Origin of the sequence: Methylobacterium sp. Leaf85 (assembly GCF_001422125.1) — a bacterium.
GTDB lineage: Bacteria > Pseudomonadota > Alphaproteobacteria > Rhizobiales > Beijerinckiaceae > Methylobacterium > Methylobacterium bullatum.
This window is the reverse complement of sequence record NZ_LMME01000004.1, coordinates 143,895-163,410: the sequence shown is the minus strand read 5'-3', so window position 1 is coordinate 163,410 and position 19,516 is coordinate 143,895. Positions and strand designations below refer to the sequence as shown.

Below are 19,516 nucleotides of genomic sequence, written 5' to 3'. Positions count from 1 at the left end.
TGCTCTTCCGATCTCGTGGAGCGCACCCACGCCTGGTTCAACCGATTCCGTCGATTGCCCGTCCGCTACGAGCGACGCAGCGACATCTACGAGGCCTTCACGAGCCTCGCGGCCAGCCTCATCACCCTCAACCAGATCAAACGGTTCTGTTAGGCGCTCTAAATACAGTTGCACAATCCGTAGCAAGCGATGCCTAAAAGCCGACATTGGGCAGGGCTTCATTCGACGGCAATTAATGACCCATAGCCGGCATTCAAGATGTCTGCTTTCTGGCAGCAGTGCTCTACCGAAAGGAATGGGCCGAACATAATCTTGGCAACTGCAGAGCGTCCGACACCTCCATCTCGCCAGCGAAACCGCCGCCTGTAGACCGTCGCGTCGTTGATTCCGTGCTTGCGGCAGATCTCCGTCACCGTCAGCCAGGCCTGCTGCTCCTTCACTACGCCGATCATCTGCTCCCTCTTGGCTTTTATTCATCGTCCCAATGCTGATCAACGGACCGAGCTTCAGAACGAGCGTGCACAGTGGAAGGGTCATTCGGTAGCGCGGTGCTGTATCTGCCGATGCGGCGCTGAGGGGCTTGCCAATCGTCCTGAGAATGAGACACTACCAGGAGCGGTTGCGGGCATGCGCGGACGGGAGGAAATCTCTTGCGTAAGCGGCCTCCCGCGCAGCCTCGCCAGTAAGCAAGGGCTCCGCGGCGTTTGGGGGATCGGTTTGAATTTCAGGGTCTCAGCGCGGACGATACTTCACCTTGGCTCGGAGCTCATAAGCTCCGATGGTGTCGCGTTCTACGAACTTATTAAGAATTCATTAGACGCGAAAGCGGCGAGCGTTACCGTCGATGTGTTTTACCGCCTGAGATATCCAGTATATTCGGAAATTCTTCGCGAGCTGGGTGAGGATCGTGACACCCCAGAAGTCCTTCGCGAGAGATACATCCGTTCACTCCCGCGCCGACGCACTTGGCAGCAGCTTAGAGACTATGCGCTTACGGGCCTGGTCGAAGGTGCTCCCGGCGTCGACCGTTTGGAAACACGGCTGGAAAACGCTGAGACGAGGGGTAAATTCCTGCGCACGCTTCGTAACGCCAACACGATTGAAATCGATGACACGGGCGACGGCATGTCATTCGAAATCCTGAGCCAAGTCTATCTTACGATCGGAACCTCCTATCGAGCAGACCAGAAGCGCGACCTGTATGCCGCCGGGGAGGAGGATGACCAGGATAATGAGGTCGAGACCGACGTTATTCTAGGAGAAAAGGGGCTCGGACGGCTCTCCGCGATGCGGCTCGGCGACAAGGTACTTGTCATCACGGGACAAGAAGGCAATCCGAACTGGAACCAGCTTGAGATCGACTGGAACGACTTCTCCGACGCTGCAGATGCAGATTTAGACAGTGTTGAGGTTAAACCAGAGGTCGGCAACGAGAAGAACGCCAGCGAAAAGGGCACCTTGATTCGCATCTCTGCTCTGAAGAGCGAATGGTCTAGCGAGAAACTTTATGCGTTAGCGATCGAGCACTTCTCCAAGCTCTCCGATCCGCTCAGCAGCGCGCCACCGCCTCCATTGACGCTCAGGTTCAACGAGGCAGAGGTTCTGATCCCACGATTTGCCGACTTCTTGCTAGAGCAGGCGCATGGCCGCTTCCGCGCGAACCTGCGGACGGTTGGGCCTAACACACCTCTGGTCACCGGTCGCATGCAGTATCTCTTGCATGACCGGAGTCGCGATCTAACACTCAGGCCGCTCGAGCTGAAAACTCTCACTGGATTGGACATCCCGTCAATCGAGCGCATCGGCGACTTCTCAATAGACATGTACTGGTTCAATCGCCGCCTGCTAACGAAGATTGAGGGCATCGGAAACCTGACGGTCGTGCGGCGTATTCTGTCCGAATGGACGGGCGGTGTTGCACTTTACCGCGACGGATATCGCGTGAACCCTTATGGTAATGCGAACGACGACTGGCTGGATCTCGACCGCGACGCGTTTTCCACGAGCGGTTTCAAGCTGAACCGCGGGCAGATCGTAGGGCGGGCGCGGATCACTCAGCGCGGAAATCCATACCTTATCGATCAGACTAACCGCGAGGGATTGAAAGAGAATCCGGAAAAGCAAGCGTTCGTCCGGGTCCTCGCCGCAATCGTTGAGATCTACCGCCAATTTTTGAACGAAATCGACCGCGACGTGGACCGGGCGCGGAGAGTAACGGCTGCGGAAGCACTTGAGCGCTTTCGGGATGAGGATGAGCGGTTGGCATCTCTTCTGCCAGCCTTGGAAGAGGCGCTCAAGGAGAGCAGTGCCGGTCGGGACCTCACGAAGCAGGTCCGCACCACCATGGTTGAACTGAGAGCAGCTGCCGAGGTGGTCCAGCGCGCGGCCGGCGCCCAGGAGAAGGAGCGCAGCCGCGTCCTTCACCTTGCGAGCATCGGCTTGATGATTGAAAGCTTGGCGCATGAACTCTATCGCGCCACCTCCGCTGGTCTTGAAACGATCGCCCAGGCTAGACGATCTCGAAACCCGAGCAACGCAGGAACATCCTTGCGCGTGCTAGATTCGCAGCTGCGCACCCTTCAGAAGCGCCTCAAAGTCCTCGACCCGTTAAGTACCAATGCGCGTCAGACAAAGGAGGACTTCGAGCTTGTCAACTGGATTGGGGACATCGTGAGCGGGTTCGCGAGCCGCCATGAAGGACGGCGACTTTACATCAGCACTACCGTCGAACCCGAGAACGGAGAACTGGATGTCCGGGCTGTCAAGGGAATGTTCGTTCAGATCCTTGAGAATTTGCTGACGAACTCCGTTTTTTGGATTGTCGAACAGCACAAGGAACGTGTGCGGCTGAAGTTGGTCCCAGATGACGCCGACGAGCCAATTGGTCACATCGACGTCAACATCGACATACCGAGGCGCCGTATCGTAGTAACGGACGATGGTCCGGGGATCCCGGAGGAGCGCCGGGAGACTGTGTTCGAGCCCTTCTTCAGCACGAAGCGACAGAAGCAAGGCAAGGGTCTCGGCCTGTATATTAGCCGAGAGATTGCTGAATACCACGCGGGCTCACTTTATTTGGGTGAGGCGAACGACCTCGGGCAGATCAATTCCGTCATCTTTGAAGTTGGGAACGTCGATGCCTAAGACTGTCATGGGCGACGAGGACGGACCGGAGCGCAAGCCGCAGGCAACCAAGAGAAGCGGAGCGCCGGAAGCCGGATCGCCGATCACGGCCGAAGGTCAAGCCGTCGTTGCTCCGGTGGAAGAAGCGGCGCTGGCGAACGAAGCGCCTGTGTCGACTGAAGCTTCCGCAAAAAATGCTGGAGGAACCGCGGCTGCGGCCGCCCCGGGCGCCGATGCAGCTCTGACTGTAGCTGGGGAGACGCCCGCGCCGCCGCCGTGGGGAGCACTAACAGTTGCGATCATCGATGACGCGATGCACCCTCCGAGACTGGATCGGATCCCTGAAGCGGAGCGCTTGCCGCTTACGAATCTGCTTGCGAATAATGCGGAAGTTCAGACTGAGTTGGCTGCACTCGGATGCCCGGCGGAAGCAACGGCGGACCAGCGGCTGCTCGCGATCGCCGAGAGCAACGACATCCTGATATCGATCGCCCTTGTCGGTCCGATCTCGGGCGAAGCAGCGCGTATGATCGAGGAGCACCGATCCTTTAGGCGCTTGCTTGATATGCTGAGGGAGGAGGTGCAGGACGTCGCAATCTGCGATCCGTACCAAGCGCTGCCCGACCTCTCGGCGCACAACCTCCTGTTGCTGGACTACTACTTGAACGGTCCTTCCCGGGGCGGTGACTTAGCGGTCACGGTGGCCACCAACATTCGAAACCAGGCAAACCGCGCACCCAACCAGCAGATCGTCCTAATGTCGTCGCTCGAGTCAGTGCGCGACCTACGCGGTCAGTTCCGGACGGAGACCGACCTCACCGGTTCCGCATTCGCCTTTATCGGCAAACCGGACCTGAACGAGGCCTGGAAGGTCAAGGCCCACCTGGGCATGCTAGAGCGTGCGCGACCCTATGCGCCTGCCTTCATCGACTATCGCGCGAAGCTGGAAGAGTCACTCGAGCAAGCGCGGACAGACCTCCTGACCTTGGTCGACGACTTGGACATCGGTGACTATGCGTTCCTCCAAGGTCGGGCTCTGATGAAAGACGGTCACCCACTCGGCGACTACGTTTTCTGGCTACTCTCGTCGCAACTAATGGCGCTGGCGTTCGAGCGCGATGAGATGAGGGAGCGGCAACGGGCGCTCGACACGCTGGAATTCGTCGGGGCACCCTTCGCGGCGACCGAACCATCCACCGTCGTCGCTAATCTTCTGCACAGCGCCTTGGTTTCGCGCAACATCGGTCCGCTCGGCCCGCATCCCCGCGCGAAGCCAGGCACCCCCTATGCGCACTTCCCGCTGGTGCAGCTGGGGGACGTTTTTCTCAACGGCGACCGCTCGAAGGCCGTCGTTGTAATGTCGGCGGACTGCGATCTGGCTTTCTCGCCAATGCCCGAGCGGGCGCCCGACGCCGACACGCCCGTGATGCTCGTGCCCGGCACGCCGGTAAAGCTGAAGGATGCAAAGGACGGCGACGACGAAGCCGATGCCAACACCGACGGAATTCTTCACCGGGAAGAAGTTTACCGGATCGTGTGGCAGTTCGCGAAGTATCGGTCGGTGGCGCTTGGTACCCTCCGGAGTTGGCTTGTCGCGGAAGGTTACGACGTCACGAACCGTGACCGTCTACGCCCGCTATTTGGACTCAAGCTCCAGCAGGAGTTCGGTGCACATCTCATGCGGGTGGGGCCGCCTATAATGCCGCCGATGACGACAAAGGCCGTGGGCCAGGTGTTTATCTGCGCTCCAGATCCGGAGGAGGGAGCGAAGTTCGACGCGAGCGAACTCATGTTGACGCGCTTCAAGAAGCAGACTTGGCTGCGCGTAACGCCTCGCGTAGCTGGCATCCTGAAGCAGCAGTGCGAGGAACTTCGCATCAAGGTTGAGGAGCAGCTCGATCAGGCGCCCGTTAAGAAGAAGCAAGACTTTCAACGGAAGATGGACAGCATAACAACCGCGCTCGACGATGACGACTTTTGGATTAAGCTGCTGGATGGTGTAGAGTTAAACACTCCCGGAAGCGTAAAGGCGGTAGGTCCAATAGGGTTTGTTGTCGGCTCAGGCTGGACCGATAACAAGCCACGCGTGATGGTGGAGATCCGCGAGGACGCGGCTACCCCCAAACCAGGCCCGCAAGGTGGTCACGCCGGTGAGATCCAGGTCGAGCTCGAAATCACGGAGGGTTCAATTAGCTCTGCCGCTTAAAGTGTGCAGATGAGGCAGCCTTCGGGCTCCTCCTCTTCGACCTCTGCTCCGCCCAGCACGGCCGACAGCGGTAGGTTCTTGCGCTTCGCCGCACGTCGCGCAGTCGCCGCCTCGTGGTTGCGCTCGATCTGTTCCATGCGCTCTGGCTGCTCCAACTCTGTCAGCGATTCCCCGCTGCACCAAGTGAAGCTCTTGCTGACCGCCCCGCTGCGGACCTCGTATTCCTTGGCGAGATCAAAATACTTAGGATGCTTCCGCTTCAGACGGACCCACTCGATCTTCTGCTGGTAGAAACAGAAGTAGCAACCCGAGCGAGATCGGCCCCACTCCATGTAAGGCGGAAGACCTAGACCGCTGTCCTCGAGTATCCGAATCACGTCTGCGCGCACCAAGCCGTCTTCTTGAAATGGGTAGACGGCGACGATATTCGGCTTTGTGCTAATATAGCCGGTTCGCTTCTCATCCGCCCGCAAGCCAACGTAGTTGATGGTGGGGTCGTCGCCAATGAATGCCTCGAACGGCTTCAGCTTCAGCATTTTCGTGCACCAGCGTCGATGGTTCGAGGGTAGCATGTCGCCATAGACCGCCAGCCAATGCTCGAACGGGTCCTCCGGCGTGGTCCGCGTGACCGGCTGGCCGAGAATGCTCTCCAGCCTAGCCATGTAATCGTAGGTCTCGGGAAGCTCTTTGCCGGTGTCATGGAAGATGTATTCCATATCCTGTATGCGGTCGCGCAAGTAAACGGCCAGAGCGGCGCTATCCTTACCGCCCGATAGGCTCAGCACATGGCGGGTCATCCGTGTTCTCGCTCCGCTTCGCGTCGGCTCAGTTCCACGTCCTTCTCCTTTTGCATACTTTCAAGCGTTAACACCGCCGCTACTGTGTCCAGGCTGAGGTTCGCCTCGGTCGCCATGCGCTCAATTGCACTCAGCACCGTCGAGTGGTGTTCACTGAGACCTTCGACATCGACGATTACCGCGCGCTCCCGTCCGTCCACGCGGGTGAGTGACACGCGAACCGCGTTCCGCTTGGACTTGCCCATTCCAAACGCGGCGGCCTCGACACGGCGGAACTGCGAGGCGACGTCGGCCAGCCGGGACCGCCAAGTCGACACGTCGTGGTCAAGCCAGCGCACCGGCGGCTTGCTCAGGATGGCGCCGCCCAGTGCCTCGATCCACCTTTCCTCAGACTGGCCTCGGTCGCAAAGGCGCAGCGCGAAGGTCCGAAGGTGCTGCTCGGTTAGTCGAAACGTGAGTGAAGCCGCTCGTTCGGCAAGCGATATGCGGTCCTTTGCGCCTAGGGTATCAAACACCTCCTCCCGCATTTCCTGAAGAAGCTTCGGATAGCAGCCGCGCAGTTCAGTAATTGCGGTGTCGAGCCGGATGACGAACTCGTTGACGCGGGCCGCGTCTGGCTGGGTGTCGCGGCCAAAGGCTTCCAAGCCGCAAGCCAGGGGCAAGTCGCTGAACACTAGGTCGACTGGGCTACGGGCCTTGGCAAGCGCTTCCCGGACGCCCCGAGCCTCAGAGCTGAGCGCTGCGGTGCTCTGCACGTGGAAGGGTAGGTTGACGCCGAAGCGGATCAGTGGATCGACCACGGTCCGGATGCCGGATCCCCTTGGCTGGCAGTCGAGGAGCTTGGCCAGGCGCCGGAACACATCGGCGCGAATGCCTTCAAGCGCGACAAGTTGCAGCGAGAAGTGCTCGGGAGACTTGAGGATGCGCATGAACGCCGCGCCGTCTATGCGCGGGCAGTATGTGCCGCGCTCGAAAAGCGCGACGCGGTGGCCGGCTGCGACGAGCGTCACCGCCATGAGCAGCGGCGCGAGCCCCGGTCGCACGCCAAAGGGTCGTGCCTCAAGCGCAGCGTAGATGGTCAGGACGGGCACGCGTTCCTCCGTTCCGGACAAGCATGCGTCAATCGCAGTAAGCGCCGGCGCCAGCCGAAGCGTGTCCTTTCCCTGCCCGGGGGGCGCGATGCTCCAGCTGCCGGCCTGCTCGCGATGCAGGCCGCCGCGACGTAGCAGCGAAAGGTAGAGCGCTCTCTCTGGCGGGTTCTTGCCCTCCACAAAGCCGAGATCCGGATCGTGCGGCTGGGAGAACATTCTCTCGATCAGCCGCTGACGAGCGCTGGCGCCGGCCGATGTCAGCGACTGCTTGTTTACCAGTTCGTTCTCGACGAGCGGCGCCTGATGGTAGATCCGGTCACACAGCGTTGAGACCAGTGAATGGACGGGACCGTCCAGCGGAGCTGCCTCGCCCTTCCTGAAGACGTCAAGCGGGGTTGCCGGCGCATGGCCGCGCAGACCGAGGGTCCCCTCGATCGAGGCGACGAGACGAGCTTCCAATTCGCCGATGCTCCGTTCGATCTCGGCGGTCGCGTGCGCGTCCTCCTTCAAGGCGGAAGCGTTCGCAACGACCCAGCGGTGACGGAGAAGGTCGACCATCGCGTGGCCGAGATCGGCCATCGGAGGGACGGCGACCGCAATCACCGCTTCGTCCGCGCTTGTCACCTCGGCGCACCATGCGCGGGCGATGCGGACATCCTCGGCGTTGCTGCATAAAACCGCTATGAGGGCGCCGTCCGCGCCGCCGTAACTGCCATAGCCATCGAGGGCGGAGGCGTGGGTGCACCGGACCGCGAACCGACGATTCGTGCCAGTCGTCACCGAGTGCCTGCGGGCGAGCACGTGGGTCCTGACCGGCAGGCTGACGAGATGACGGTTCAGGCTGTCGATCACGGTGCGGGCGTCGAGCTCGCGCTCGGCATCGGACCAGATGGCAGACAGATCGATACGGCGGCTGGTCCACAGCCTGAGCTCGGCCCGGCCCGGACGGCGGAAGACGAGCCCTCCGGCAATGAGACGGTCGAGCGCCGTCTCTACTTCGTCGGCGCTGAAGTCCGAGATGAGCGCTTCGCGGACCCCATCCCACGTTGCTGGGAGATCTGGGGCATCGAGGAGGTTGAGGATGCCGATTGTCTTCAGGACGGCACTCTCGACTGCGTCCGCCTCGGTGGCTCGATGGAGCACGGCGCTGATCCGCGACCATTCGCTGGCGCCGCCACGCGACGTCATCCTATGGCCGAACGACGACGCGACGTAGTCGAAGAAGTGTCGAATACCGAAGAGCCCGCCAGCGACGGGAGTCTCGTCCGCGAATGCGCGAAGGCTATTCGGCTCCTCGCTCGCGGCAAAACCGAAGAGCGACCGCTCGTTCTGGCCGAAGGTAGCAAAGAATCGCGCCATCGTCGGGATGGCAGACGGATGGATCGGCCAGCAGCCGCCGGTTTCCTTACCACTGCGCGGACCGAGCCAGCCGAGCGCGCGCACCCGCTCCAACGCATCCGAATACGACCTTCGGGTCTTAGCGGGGATGGCGGCCTCGTTGACTGCCACAGCAGCCGACAGCAGCGCGGCGGTATGCGACAGCGGGTGGTCAAAGACCATTTCCTCGAAGCGCTCCGCCACCTTCTCCCATTCGCTGCGGCGGGCCCTGTGCCAATCCTCTGCGTAGGATTGGAAGCCCTTGTGGAGGATGAGAATGACTGACAGTGGCGCGTCGCCGCTGCGGGCGGCGCTTTCGGCAAGCGACTGGAGCCGAAAGACATCGAAGCCCTCCTCCTCGCCGGCCGCCTCCAAGAACTTGCCCATCTCGTCGACGACGAGCAGCAGGCCGTCGAATGCACCATTGTCGCGCAGGGCGTCGCGCAGCTTGATGATGGCATCGAACGGATCGGCAATCTTCTCCAGCTTCGCGACGTGCTTAGCCTGGACGAGGCCTTTTATCGCGACCGCTCGGGCGATCGCGGAAGCCAGACCCGCAGAAAGTCCCTCGCGCGACCCAGTGACGAGCAGCGGAAACATGCGGGGGGCGCCGCCGATTTTCTCGGTGAGCCGTCGCATAGGCATCTCCGGGGTGGAGATACGAGGATCAAGTGCCTGGACGATAGCTAGGGCGAGTGAGGACTTTCCGACGCCGAAGTCGCCGATCATCCGCCACGCCCGTCGCGTCCCGCCGGGTTGCATGCCCGAGAGGATTTCGGCGGCGCCGCGTTCGAGCCAGGGTGTCATGACGAACGAGCGTCCGGCCGACGGGTCGCCGGCGTCGCGTTCCAGCGCCACGGAGCGGTAGAACATGCTGGGCGTGCCGAGCAGGTCGGAGATGCGTGCGTTGTTCATGCGTAGATCTCACGCAGCAGGCGGGCGGGGCTGAGGTCGGCCACGGCCATTACGCTTCCGGCATCGCCCGAGGGTCGGTAGGACCAGAGCGCGGGCGAGCGCTCGAGGTAGTCTCGGAGGTCATCTGTCTCCATGCGCAGAGTCGCGCCAGGCGAGCCCTCGCCGTAGGCGAGATCGCGGAAGCTCACGACCGACTCTCCCGCACGGCGCGCAGTCCAGTAGCTGGCGATTGCGTAATCGACGACCGCACCGCCGATTTCGCCAATCGGGATGCGCGTGAGCGTGAATACCGGCTCGATGCGATCAGCGCCCCGACGACGGCCCAGCCGCCGGAGAAGTCCAAGATCAACGAGCGGGCCGTCGAGCGCGTCTTCCGGTGAGGCGGGGTTTAGCGAGCCGAGATAGCTATGGATGAACACATCGGCGTGTTGGAGCAGCGTGATGTCGGAGTGCTCGTAGCCCAGGCGTTCGCCCTCGTTGCGGATTTCTACGAGGAGTTCGGAGCGCGTGAAGTCGGGTCGCATACGCCGGTAGAGGATGTGTCGCCAAGCGAACAGCGGGTTTTCGACTGCTGTACTGAGGCGCCAGTGCAAGAGCCACTGGGTCTCGACGCGCTCAATGAAGGGATCGAGGCCTCCGTTGCCGAACAGCGCCTCACCGAACGGGCGCAGTGACCAAGCGCCGGCATCCGCGGAGGCGACGTCAAAAGCCTCGAGCCAGAACCTAAGCGCACGGACCATGTTCTTGCCGAGACCGAGTTCGAGGATCGCACGATCGTCGTCGGAGAGGGCTTTGGGATCGCGCGCGATCAGGCGGACGGCCTTAGGCAGCCAAGCGAAGCGGCAGGCGAATGTCTCATGCCCGCTGAAGCGGGGCCTCACGGCGGTGAGTCTCATGCATATCTCCGTACGGGCGTGGCTCCGTTTAGGGCGGCGGCGATCAGCTCGCCGGCCTGCACGACCTCGTACTCGGTGTTGAAGCGGCCGATGCCGATGCGAACAGCGCCTTCCCTGGCCCATTCGGGGATGTTCATGGCGGAAAGCACGTGGGAGGGGCCAGGCGCGCCCGACTGGCAAGCGGCGCCTGTCGACAGCGCGACCTTGCCCCACAGCCGCCCGACTACGGCCTCGCCCGGAAGGTGGGGCGTCGAAACGTGAAGGCTTCCCGCCAGGCGCGATGACTGGCAACCGTTGATGCGCAGCCCCGGCACGGCGCCGACCAGATAGGTCTGCAGCGCGTCGCGCATCGCCGCCAGCCGCCGCTCATCGGCATCACGCTCGGTGGCGCGGAGCGACATGGCGTAGGCGAGTGCGACGGCTGCAGGTGCGTCGGGACTTCCGAAGACATCGTGAGCCAAACGGGAGGCGTGGTCGCTGAGCCTACCGAGTAGCGCGCCCGCGCGTCGAGGCCCGTAGGCCTTCGCGCCGCTAACAACTATCAGGTCTGCGTCGAGGATGCCGGGCATCCCGGTGCGGCCGGCGAGCTGGCTGGCGTCGACGAGGTGCCGGACGCCGTGATGCCGCGCGACGCCCGACACTGCTGCTATGTCGGTGATCGTCCCAACCTCATTGTTCGCGGCCATTGTGCAAAGCAGATCGGCACCATGCGAGAGTGCCTGCTCGATTGCCTCGGTCCTCGGCGCGCCGTGCTCGTCGACGGCGATAGTCACAATCGTTGCGCGCCCTTCGCGCTCGGCCCGGCGAAGTGCACCGAGCAGGGCGGGGTGCTCAACCTTGGTGGCGGCGATATACGCAGGCCGACTGGCGACGCGCCCAATCGCGTCCTCGACGGCTAGCCACAGCGCGGCGGAAGCGCCGGGCGAGAATGTGACCTCGACGTCGACTCCGCCTAGAGCGTCGATTAAAGCCGCCGAGGCCCCTTCGATCGTCCTCTGGGCATCGACGCCAAGGGAGTGTTCCGAGCTATTGGGGTTCGCGGGATTTTCAGTCATTGCCGCGCGGTGACGCTCCGCGACGCGCGGATCGACGGGCGTTGCGGCCATGTTGTCGAGATAGATCGTCACATCGTCCCCGGCTCCAAAACCCTTGCGAGCACGTTACACGATACTAATCCAGAGGTCACCAAACGATTGACTCCTCATATCGCGTTCCGCCTTCGGGCTAAGATGAGGATGCTCGTAAGCCTACAGATACGTTAAAGAAGAATTTCGTGATAGTTACCACGAAAGGACGGACCCAGACTTGTCTCGCGAAGACACTATCCTCGTGATGAATTTATATTTAAGTGCCCTCGGGCAGAGAAGGCGCACCCAGAGATCGTAGCATTGCCGGCTGTGCCTCGTGCCACCGGCCGACGCGACGGACGCTTGGTGCTACCATCGTTTCTTAATTCTCCGGGCGTCGCGATGCGCTTTCGAAAATTCGGAAGTCACGATCTGGCTACGCTGGTTCGAAGAAACGCCTGCTTGCGCGCAGGTGGTGGATTGGATCTCGAGTACTGACAGGAATATCAGGCAATCTCCAGTGCTGGTCGCGGAAATGAGGGATTAAACGCTCAGTAGAGTTCGAAAGCTGGCAACCTGTCGCGCAGTTCGCGTGGGCCTTCGCGAGCGCTCGGCATAGAGTCCTCTATGTCAATCGACGGAGCAACAAGCGCACACCTGCTGTTTGACGTTTGTAAGGGGAAGCGGCAACCGCGTCACGGCCACATATACGAAACAACTTCTCAGTAATTGCTGGGCAAGTACTGATTCCAACCGAACGCCAATACGCATAGCCAAATGCTGGCCGTTTTTGCCGGATTGTTCATTCTTATTTGACTGAGTGAAACTCGCTTCGATGGTAGTCCGGCGTGTCTACAGAGGTTTCTCCGGACATTGTCAGGCAACCTACAATCGCGTAACATGCATCACCAGCGGTCTGAGCCCCAGAATGGCTGGGTCCATCCGCACTCGCGCTCACCCTGACTACCAAACAGGCCCGATCCCAATGTTAGCAATGAGTTCGAGGGCGGGCTGAATGTCCGAACTTGGGCAGTGAGCCCACGTCTGCAACTGGCGCAGAGGGGCAATACTGAACGGCTTGGTTGGGTGGTTTTTTGCCCGTCTGCATCCGGGCGGCATATGCTCGGAGCGGACATGGCCGCTGGGATCGCCCGCGAATCGCTGCAGCCCTCAGCTGATTTGACTTGAAATTCTATGGTAAAATTAAATCACGCGATCTTATATAGCGCACTTGTTGTTTGCATTATAAGGGCAAATTAATGTGGGAGGACAGAACACTTGGCCATCTTGTATCGCTTAAAGCCCTAATAGAGTGCGAGGCGCTTCTTAAACCGCGAGCCCGTATGCCATCCTGGAACGAGATACAATCAGATTATCCTGAGCTTATCTGCTACCGCCCAGAACCGAACGAAGAGACGTATTTCGTTTCTCACAGGTGGGATGGACTTGAACACCCAGACCCAACGGGGTGGCAGCTCGAAGCTCTCATCAACTGGGGCAAGCAAGCTCGGTACAGTGGAGACCATAAGGCTATCAACGTATGGCTCGATTATATGAGTTTGCCACAGAAGCCCAGGAACGAGGCAGAGAATATTATATTTCAGAGCGGCTTAGGAAACATACGGAAAACAATATCACTGCTTAGGCACGCGACATTAGTAAGCATAAGCGGTAATTCCGATGATGAAGATTTGGCCGCGATGTGTAAACGCGGATGGATCTTTTTTGAGCTATTGATTGCAAAAGATCATACTAAATATTCAAAGTTGATATTTGAGAGATACGGAGTTCGTCAAATTTATACGAGTGAAGTCGTAACAATGGATTACGTTAAAAATCTTAATGAAACAATTTGCATTGATAGTCCTCAACTCATTTATGCTTGGTTCAAGAAAAATCATATCGTCTGCACAAACGGAAGTGATTTGCTATATTTGTGTAGCTTATTACATGAACATTCAAACAAGATCAATCACCGACTTCCGCCGCCTGGAGTCGATTTTAACGTTGTAAATCGCTTTTCAATTGCCGAAATGTTAAAATACACTGTCAATAGATTTTCCGGTTTGTCACCTCGATTTCCGAACTTATTTATGAAGGAATTAAAATACTATGGGTCAGAAGGCGATAAAGAAGCATTTTTTGATGTGCTCTTCGTCTACAGGCCACCAGTGCCAGAAATCGATGTTTGGATAAAAGTCCGGGATTTACCAATAGATGAAATGATGATCGATCTTGATACCGGAAATTCAAAAATGTATCCGGGAGTTAATTTTGAATTTGACCCTGAATCTGGAGCAGTCAGAGCCACAGTGATTTAAGATAATCTCCTTTTATTGCAGCGCTGTGTTGAAATTCGCCGTCCTAGGAACACCCGAGTCGGCACTGGATGACGAGGCTGGGTCGGACCGCGAATGCTTGCCCCAAGGCGAAGGGCTAGGGTCTATTCTTAATCCTGAATTGAAGTTGCCGGACGGCAGCCGAACGGCCGATTTGTGGAAGTGTTAATGACGGCCCGAGCGGCTGGCGTGGGTCGACAACGGACGGTCGCTTACCGGAAACTGAATGTCCGCTGCCGGGCGGTGGGCTGATGTCCGCTCCTGGCACAACGCTGCGTGCCGCCGCTTTCGGAGGCAGGGTCTAATTCTCTGAATATTCCAACCTCAGACCGAAGTGGCGGGCAGCCACCCATCTCGGACGATTGAGTGAGGTAGGAAATAGGCCCCGGTCTCCCGGGGCCCTAAGGCTCACGCTGCCTAAGCCATTTCAGCCTTGAGTGAGGTCAGGTACCCCGCCGCCCGGGAGGCCGCGCTCGCCGCGGTGAAGATTGCCTTCGGATCGGACCGGAGGAGCTTGAGCCAGCTTGCCAGGTAGCTCGCGTGGGTCGGGTGCGGCTCCGCCTCCAGGCCATGCTCGGCCATGAGGAAGGCGCTACCCAGTTCGGCAACGAGCTCCTCCGCGGCGTAGGCGGAAGTCTTGAACCGCCCGGTCAGGTCCCGGTCGAGGCGCCCCTTCGCCCCGCTCCAGTGCACGAGCTCGTGGGCGGCCGTGCTGGCGTAGCCCTGGGCGGTGGGGAACCGATCCCGTTTCGGGAGGACGATGCGGTCCTCGGAGGGCTGGTAGAAAGCCGCGTCCCCGCCGTGCGTGATCGAGGCGCCGGTGTCGGAAACGAATCGCTCGAATTCGCCGGGAAGGGTCCAGTCGCTTGGGGCCGGGAGGGAGGCGGCCGCGGGGGCCCCGTCTACCTGGGAGGCGTTGAAGGCGTAGCTCGCTCGGGCCACGAACCGCTTCCGGTCCTCGCCCTCGGTCTCCATCTCCTTGAAGAAGACCACCAGGGTGCTGCGCTCGCCCTTGCGGACTTGGGCACCGAGCTTGTTCCACTGCTTGTAGGTGGCCCACCGGTCGTCCGTGTATCCGGACGCCTGGGCACCGACCCAGAGGCTCAGCGTGTTGATCCCGCGGTAGGCCTTGCCGGTCAGGGCGTTGCGGGGGAGGCCTCCGCCCGTGCGGTGCCAGGGGCAGGTCCAGTTCCCGTGTTCGCCGGCTTCCATGGTTGCGATGATCTTGTCGGTGACGATCTGGTGGATGTCCTGGGCCATGGTGCTCTCCCGCTGGCCACCCGATGCGGCCTCGATGGGAGGACCTGGAGACAGCCGAGGGCGACCCGCACGCGCAGCGCCGGAACGGAGTGGAGGACCCCGACAGGGGTTGAGGGGAATAGCCCCGGCTGGCGTATGCCCCCCCCAATTCGAGAGGCCGAACGGAGCGCGCCCGAGGAGGGCCTGGTCCCTGCCCAGTCGCCAGCGTGTCCGCCTATGCGGTCATTCCGTGGGGGCCGGCCGGCTCAAAAATGTGCCCCTGATCGAGCCACGGGGGCCGTGCTCCAATGACCCTGTGCCGCCCTTGCGGACCGGGTCGAACCGGTCTCGCCGCGTCGCCTGCCACCATGCCGGACCCCGTCCGAGCGGGGTCTCTAAACATGCATTCGGTCCCGCAATCGGTCCCGCGAAGCTTGGGAGAGGGCGTTTCCCCTAGGGCGGCGGGGATGGAGCCAGACCGTTATGAGCGGTCGGCTCTAACCATTGAGCTACAGGCCCTGCGCCTCTTCCCGTAGAAGGAAAGAGGGGCCTTCGTCCAGCGGCTGCGCGTTCGAACCTTACGCATTGTCGCCGATTTCCCCGATCCGGTCTTGTGCAGGCGAGGCGTCCGGAACCCGTTCCGGGCCGCCCGGCGTAGGACGGGCAAGACGCTCCCCCTCGCAAGACGCTCCCACTCGATGGAGAGGCACAGCGGTGCCGGGTCAGACCGGGGGAGCCCAAAGGGCAAGGTCGTCTTCGCGTTAAGCTCATGTTAACCCTGTGCCGACGATCGTTCCGGCGTTGGACAAGGGGTCTGTCGACCCGATTGAGGAGCCGATGGGCCGCACGATCCTCGCTTGCCGGCTCGCCGCATCCTCTTTCGCCTGGGCTCTTGCGGGATCGCCGGTTCTGGCTCAGGAACCGCTCCTCCTGAGAATCAGGCCTCCGGACGCCGCTCCGGCCGAGATCGGCGCGGGCGGCGGAATGCCGTCGGCGGAGGAGGTGGCACGGGCCCGGGCCGCGCGCGAAGCGGTGTGGGAGCGGGCGGATCGCCGCGCCCGCATCGCGATCGCCTCCGTCTGCAGCGGCTGTCTGCAGCCGGAGCGTCCGGCGGCGCGGCTCACTTCTCAACCGCGCCTGGAGGATGCCATCGTCCGGGCGCAGACGACACCGCCCGAGCCGCCCGCCACCGGCGACACGGCCCCGGCCGATATCCTCGCCCAGAGCTCAACCAGCCAGACAGGTACTCCATGACCCAGTCGCATCCCACCAGCGGCGCCGAGCCGGATCCGGCCTGCCCGGTCTCCCTCGATCTCCTCGGGGCGGTCTATCGCGCCGAGCCCGAGGATCTGCCCGAGATCCTCGCCGAGATCCCTCCCACCACCCGCGCCAAGCTCGCGGTCTACCTCTACGGCAAGAGCCACATGCATCAGCTCGGCCTCTCGGTGGCCCGTGCCTGCGAGCGGGACGATCTCATCCGGGTCGCAGGCGAAATCGGCTCGGTGGTCCACGGCCAGGCACAGATGAAATCCGCGCGGCCCGCCGCCCCGAATCCCGCCGCCCCCCCGCCGCCGCGCAAGATCAGCCTCGGCGGCGGTTCGGCTCCGAAGAAGATCAGCCTCGGCGGATCGTCGGCGAAGTCGCGCTCCTTCGACTGAGCGCCCGCGACCGAGCACCCGTTCGCGAGATCGTGAGGCGGCAGCGGCCTTTCGGCCGAGGTCGCCCTTACCGCGAGGAACGGCCGCATGGCATAAGCGCGGCCGGCGCGCCCGGCGGCGCAGAGAGGACTGACATGTTCGGTGCGTGGTGGAAGCTCGGCATGGATGCGACCCTGCTCGCGATGGAATCGCAGCAGGTGATCGGCCTTCGCCTCGCAAAGCTGTCCCTCGGCGGACCGGCCGCGCAGATCGAGGCGCAACGCATGGTGAGCGAGAAGATCATGGCGGCCGGCGAAGCGGCCTTGCTCATGGCGACCGGAGGCTCGACCCAGAGCATGGTCACGGGATACCGCCGGAAGGTCCGCGCCAATGCGAGGCGGCTCTCGCAGGACTGACACGGCCTCGGTGCAGCGCGGCATTAACCGGAGATTAACCAACCTCCGCTTCCATCGGGGCGACCACCCACGAGGAGAGCGCGGATGATCCCTTTCGAACAGCAGGTGCGCGAGCGCGCCTATTCCATCTGGGAAGGCGAGGGCCGGGTGTTCGGCCGCGCCGATGAGCATTGGCTGATGGCCGAGGCCGAGCTGCGTGCAGTGAGCCTCACGGCGCCGGTCTACGTTCAGCCCGTGACCGCCGATCTCAGCCTGGCACCGAGCCCGGCCAAGACCCTGAAGCCCCGCGCCTCGCGCAGTGCAGGCACCGCCGCCAAGGCCGTTGCCGAAAAGGCCGTCGCCCGGCCGTCCGAGACCACGCCGCGCCGGACCAGGACGGCCAGCGCCAAATCCGCATCGGCGAAGCCTGCCTCCACCAAGACTGCTTCCGCTAAGTCTGCTTCCACCGAGGCGCCTGCCGCTTCCAAGGCGACCAAGGCAGCGTCGAGCACCACCACGGCCGCCAAGCCGCTCAGGGTCGCCAAGCCGCGCGCTGCCGCCCCGATGGAATCCGCCGCGACCGTCCACTGACACCGAGCGGCACCGTTCAAACCCGTCGCCCCTCGCAGGGCGTCGGGCTTCTTTTTGCGCCACGGGGTTCAGGGGCCGCGGCCGAACCGGTCCCCGAGAGCACCCGCCATCGAGGACGCCAGGCGAGGCGGTGGTGGCGATCGTGACCGATCACGTGGAGCGCGGGATCCGGGTCGGGGAGATGCCGAGAGGGGAGGGAGAGGCAGCCCGCGGGGAACGGCGCGACAACCTTTGCCGTTATACGGTCATCGCATCGACGCGAGCCGATTCCCGGCCCACCCTTTCGAGGCCCGCCATGACGACCGCCCTCTCCGCCCTCTCCGCCTTGTTCGCCGTGTCGATGATGGCCGTGCCCCTGGTCGCCGCCTCTTCGACTGCCGAGGCTGGGGCCGGCCCCTATCGGGAGCGGCCGGTGCTGCGGAAGGTCGATTCCACCGGCGGCATCGGCGTGGGCGGTCGCGCGCCCTGGAACCAGGCCTGGGAATACGATTCGGGCAGTGACAACGACCGCCGGCCGGAACTGCCCTATTACCAGCAGGGGCGCGGACAGCAGACCGGTGGTCCGGCGCGCAACCTGCTCCCCGATGACGGGCTCCATATCGTCCCGCGCTGAGCGTCCTGTCTGGAACCGCTCTGCAAGCCACACATGACACAAATGCGTCAGAACCGGTCGTCGTCTATGAATAGTCGACGAAAGGGACTGGCGGAGGCGGACGTCTTCGCGTAGCCAACCGCCCGGGGAAAATGACCCCGAGCGACGGAACGCAGACCATGGCGCAGCAGGCCCAGTCGAGCTTCGATTCTCAGCGTCCTTACGAGCGGATGGCGCTCCAGGACCAGGTCGAGGCCGCAGTCGAGGACGGCACGACCCCGATCAGCCGGCTGCTCCGGCTGATGTTCGCGGTGGATGCGGACGCCACGGCCAACGAAAACCTGCGCCTGCGTCTGCGGGCACGCATCGGCGCTCCGCGCAGCGTCTGATCACCAGCTCGGTGCCTCTCACAAAACTCCCGCTCCGCCTTCATGGCCGGAGCGAGAACCGACCGTGATCGGTAGTTTCGTGAGGCACTTTTAGCGCCGCCGACGAGCGGTGCGGGGCTGCGAGCGCGCCATACAGGCCGAGTAGATCTGGCGGCCGATGGCGTAGAGCCCGATCCCACCCGGGTCGGGCGTGACGAACACCTTCGCGCGCGCCTCGTTGCGACAGGCGGCGTCCTGAGGGCTCTTGATCGGGGCCTCGGCATGGGTCGGGGACACGATTCCCAAGAATCCCACAACGGCGATTCCGACGATCCAGCCTCGTCGACGCACCGCCGAAGTCCCACCGCACGATCCGGCCATTCCGCCCATCATTTCCGCCCCCGTCGTTACGGCCAAGTTAGGGCGGATCGACGGAAAGCGCATCGGTATTATCCACCGAAGATCCGGTTTCGGCAGGAATCGACTTCGGCAGGAATCGACGCCTACGGCATGATCCAGAGGCAGGAGGCCTCCCCGGTCACCGCGAGGCATTCGAACGGGGCTCCGCCGATCATGGCGCGGTGCTCGGGAACGCCGACGCGATCACGGGCTATTCGGCGGCATCCGGGATGACCGAAGAGATCGGCCGATGCCGCGGCAGGATCGGATGGCGTCCGTCCCATCAGGACACGCAGTTGAACCAACGTATCGCAGGCGACGACGTCGCGCGGCGAGGCATCGCCGGCCGAGGCCGCCTTCGTCGCAGCCATGACGAGCAGGATGACGAATCCCCAGCGCTTCTGCGGCATCATGGCGTGACCTCCTCCAGCGTTGCTTTAGCGGCGGGAATATAGGGCGCCCGGGGCATCGGCGGCCGCGACCG

Annotated in this window: 17 protein-coding genes and 1 pseudogene; 10 read left to right on the top strand and 8 right to left on the bottom strand. The window is 62.2% G+C overall.

The genetic code is table 11. From position 1 onward, the window contains the following. Positions 1 to 153 (top strand): annotated as a pseudogene (locus ASF08_RS24550) (IS5/IS1182 family transposase); the annotation flags it as partial. A 65-nt stretch (positions 154 to 218) separates the two neighbouring features. Here the strand turns inward: ASF08_RS24550 and ASF08_RS26160 are convergent. Next, positions 219 to 452, bottom strand: a complete 234-nt coding sequence (locus ASF08_RS26160; protein ID WP_056142049.1) for a hypothetical protein — start codon at positions 450 to 452, stop codon at positions 219 to 221. Between the two features lie 175 nt (positions 453 to 627). Here ASF08_RS26160 and ASF08_RS04880 point away from each other — a divergent pair, with 175 nt between their 5' ends. Next, on the top strand, positions 628 to 3,144 hold the full coding sequence (locus tag ASF08_RS04880) for a sensor histidine kinase (protein WP_056142046.1): 2,517 nt from the start codon (positions 628 to 630) through the stop codon (positions 3,142 to 3,144). Then, positions 3,137 to 5,329, top strand: coding sequence for a hypothetical protein (locus ASF08_RS04875; RefSeq protein ID WP_156629457.1), 2,193 nt, complete (start codon positions 3,137 to 3,139; stop codon positions 5,327 to 5,329). The genes ASF08_RS04880 and ASF08_RS04875 overlap by 8 nt, the downstream gene beginning before the upstream one ends. Here the strand turns inward: ASF08_RS04875 and ASF08_RS04870 are convergent. The 4 genes from ASF08_RS04870 to ASF08_RS04855 are packed head-to-tail and all read right to left on the bottom strand — an operon-like array spanning position 5,326 to position 11,532. Further along, positions 5,326 to 6,126 carry a phosphoadenosine phosphosulfate reductase family protein gene (locus ASF08_RS04870; protein ID WP_056142037.1) on the bottom strand — a complete coding sequence of 267 codons (801 nt, stop codon included), beginning with the start codon at positions 6,124 to 6,126 and terminating at the stop codon, positions 5,326 to 5,328. The two genes, ASF08_RS04875 and ASF08_RS04870, sit on opposite strands and share 4 nt — an antisense overlap. Beyond that, the gene (locus ASF08_RS04865; RefSeq protein ID WP_056142035.1) at positions 6,123 to 9,509 is read right to left on the bottom strand and encodes a hypothetical protein; all 3,387 of its coding nucleotides are present in this window, start codon (positions 9,507 to 9,509) and stop codon (positions 6,123 to 6,125) included. Before ASF08_RS04865 ends, ASF08_RS04870 begins: the two co-directional genes overlap by 4 nt. Continuing rightward, complete coding sequence (locus ASF08_RS04860) at positions 9,506 to 10,405, bottom strand: DUF4007 family protein (protein ID WP_056142032.1); 900 nt, start codon at positions 10,403 to 10,405, stop codon at positions 9,506 to 9,508. The genes ASF08_RS04865 and ASF08_RS04860 overlap by 4 nt, the downstream gene beginning before the upstream one ends. Then, the gene (locus tag ASF08_RS04855) at positions 10,402 to 11,532 is read right to left on the bottom strand and encodes a cysteine desulfurase family protein (protein ID WP_056142028.1); all 1,131 of its coding nucleotides are present in this window, start codon (positions 11,530 to 11,532) and stop codon (positions 10,402 to 10,404) included. The genes ASF08_RS04860 and ASF08_RS04855 overlap by 4 nt, the downstream gene beginning before the upstream one ends. 1,199 nt (positions 11,533 to 12,731) lie before the next feature. Between ASF08_RS04855 and ASF08_RS24545 the strand changes: the two genes are divergently transcribed. Beyond that, complete coding sequence (locus ASF08_RS24545) at positions 12,732 to 13,793, top strand: hypothetical protein (RefSeq protein ID WP_162238940.1); 1,062 nt, start codon at positions 12,732 to 12,734, stop codon at positions 13,791 to 13,793. Between the two features lie 435 nt (positions 13,794 to 14,228). Here ASF08_RS24545 and ASF08_RS04850 read toward each other — a convergent pair whose 3' ends face one another. Then, positions 14,229 to 15,071, bottom strand: a complete 843-nt coding sequence (locus ASF08_RS04850) for an ArdC family protein (RefSeq protein ID WP_056142024.1) — start codon at positions 15,069 to 15,071, stop codon at positions 14,229 to 14,231. 816 nt (positions 15,072 to 15,887) lie between these two features. On the opposite strand from ASF08_RS04850, the gene ASF08_RS04845 reads away from it, so the two are divergent. The 6 genes from ASF08_RS04845 to ASF08_RS04820 all read left to right on the top strand — a co-directional run bounded on the left by ASF08_RS04845 (position 15,888) and on the right by ASF08_RS04820 (position 18,654). Further along, complete coding sequence (locus ASF08_RS04845) at positions 15,888 to 16,304, top strand: hypothetical protein (RefSeq protein ID WP_056142023.1); 417 nt, start codon at positions 15,888 to 15,890, stop codon at positions 16,302 to 16,304. Beyond that, on the top strand, positions 16,301 to 16,708 hold the full coding sequence (locus ASF08_RS04840; protein WP_056142020.1) for a hypothetical protein: 408 nt from the start codon (positions 16,301 to 16,303) through the stop codon (positions 16,706 to 16,708). The genes ASF08_RS04845 and ASF08_RS04840 overlap by 4 nt, the downstream gene beginning before the upstream one ends. Positions 16,709 to 16,842: 134 nt before the next feature. Further along, the gene (locus ASF08_RS04835; protein WP_018043877.1) at positions 16,843 to 17,103 is read left to right on the top strand and encodes a hypothetical protein; all 261 of its coding nucleotides are present in this window, start codon (positions 16,843 to 16,845) and stop codon (positions 17,101 to 17,103) included. Between the two features lie 84 nt (positions 17,104 to 17,187). Continuing rightward, positions 17,188 to 17,673 (top strand): DUF2934 domain-containing protein, encoded by a 486-nt coding sequence (locus ASF08_RS04830; protein WP_056142018.1) that lies wholly within the window; start codon positions 17,188 to 17,190, stop codon positions 17,671 to 17,673. A 340-nt stretch (positions 17,674 to 18,013) separates the two neighbouring features. After that, a complete protein-coding gene (locus tag ASF08_RS04825; RefSeq protein ID WP_156629461.1) occupies positions 18,014 to 18,286 on the top strand; it encodes a hypothetical protein in 273 nt (90 codons plus the stop codon). Positions 18,287 to 18,417: 131 nt separating this feature from the next. Further along, complete coding sequence (locus ASF08_RS04820) at positions 18,418 to 18,654, top strand: hypothetical protein (protein WP_238254168.1); 237 nt, start codon at positions 18,418 to 18,420, stop codon at positions 18,652 to 18,654. 90 nt (positions 18,655 to 18,744) lie between these two features. Here ASF08_RS04820 and ASF08_RS04815 read toward each other — a convergent pair whose 3' ends face one another. Continuing rightward, positions 18,745 to 18,930 (bottom strand): hypothetical protein, encoded by a 186-nt coding sequence (locus ASF08_RS04815; protein WP_244474456.1) that lies wholly within the window; start codon positions 18,928 to 18,930, stop codon positions 18,745 to 18,747. A gap of 206 nt (positions 18,931 to 19,136) precedes the next feature. Beyond that, a complete protein-coding gene (locus ASF08_RS04810; protein WP_056142016.1) occupies positions 19,137 to 19,445 on the bottom strand; it encodes a hypothetical protein in 309 nt (102 codons plus the stop codon). Between the last annotated feature and the right edge of the window lie 71 nt (positions 19,446 to 19,516).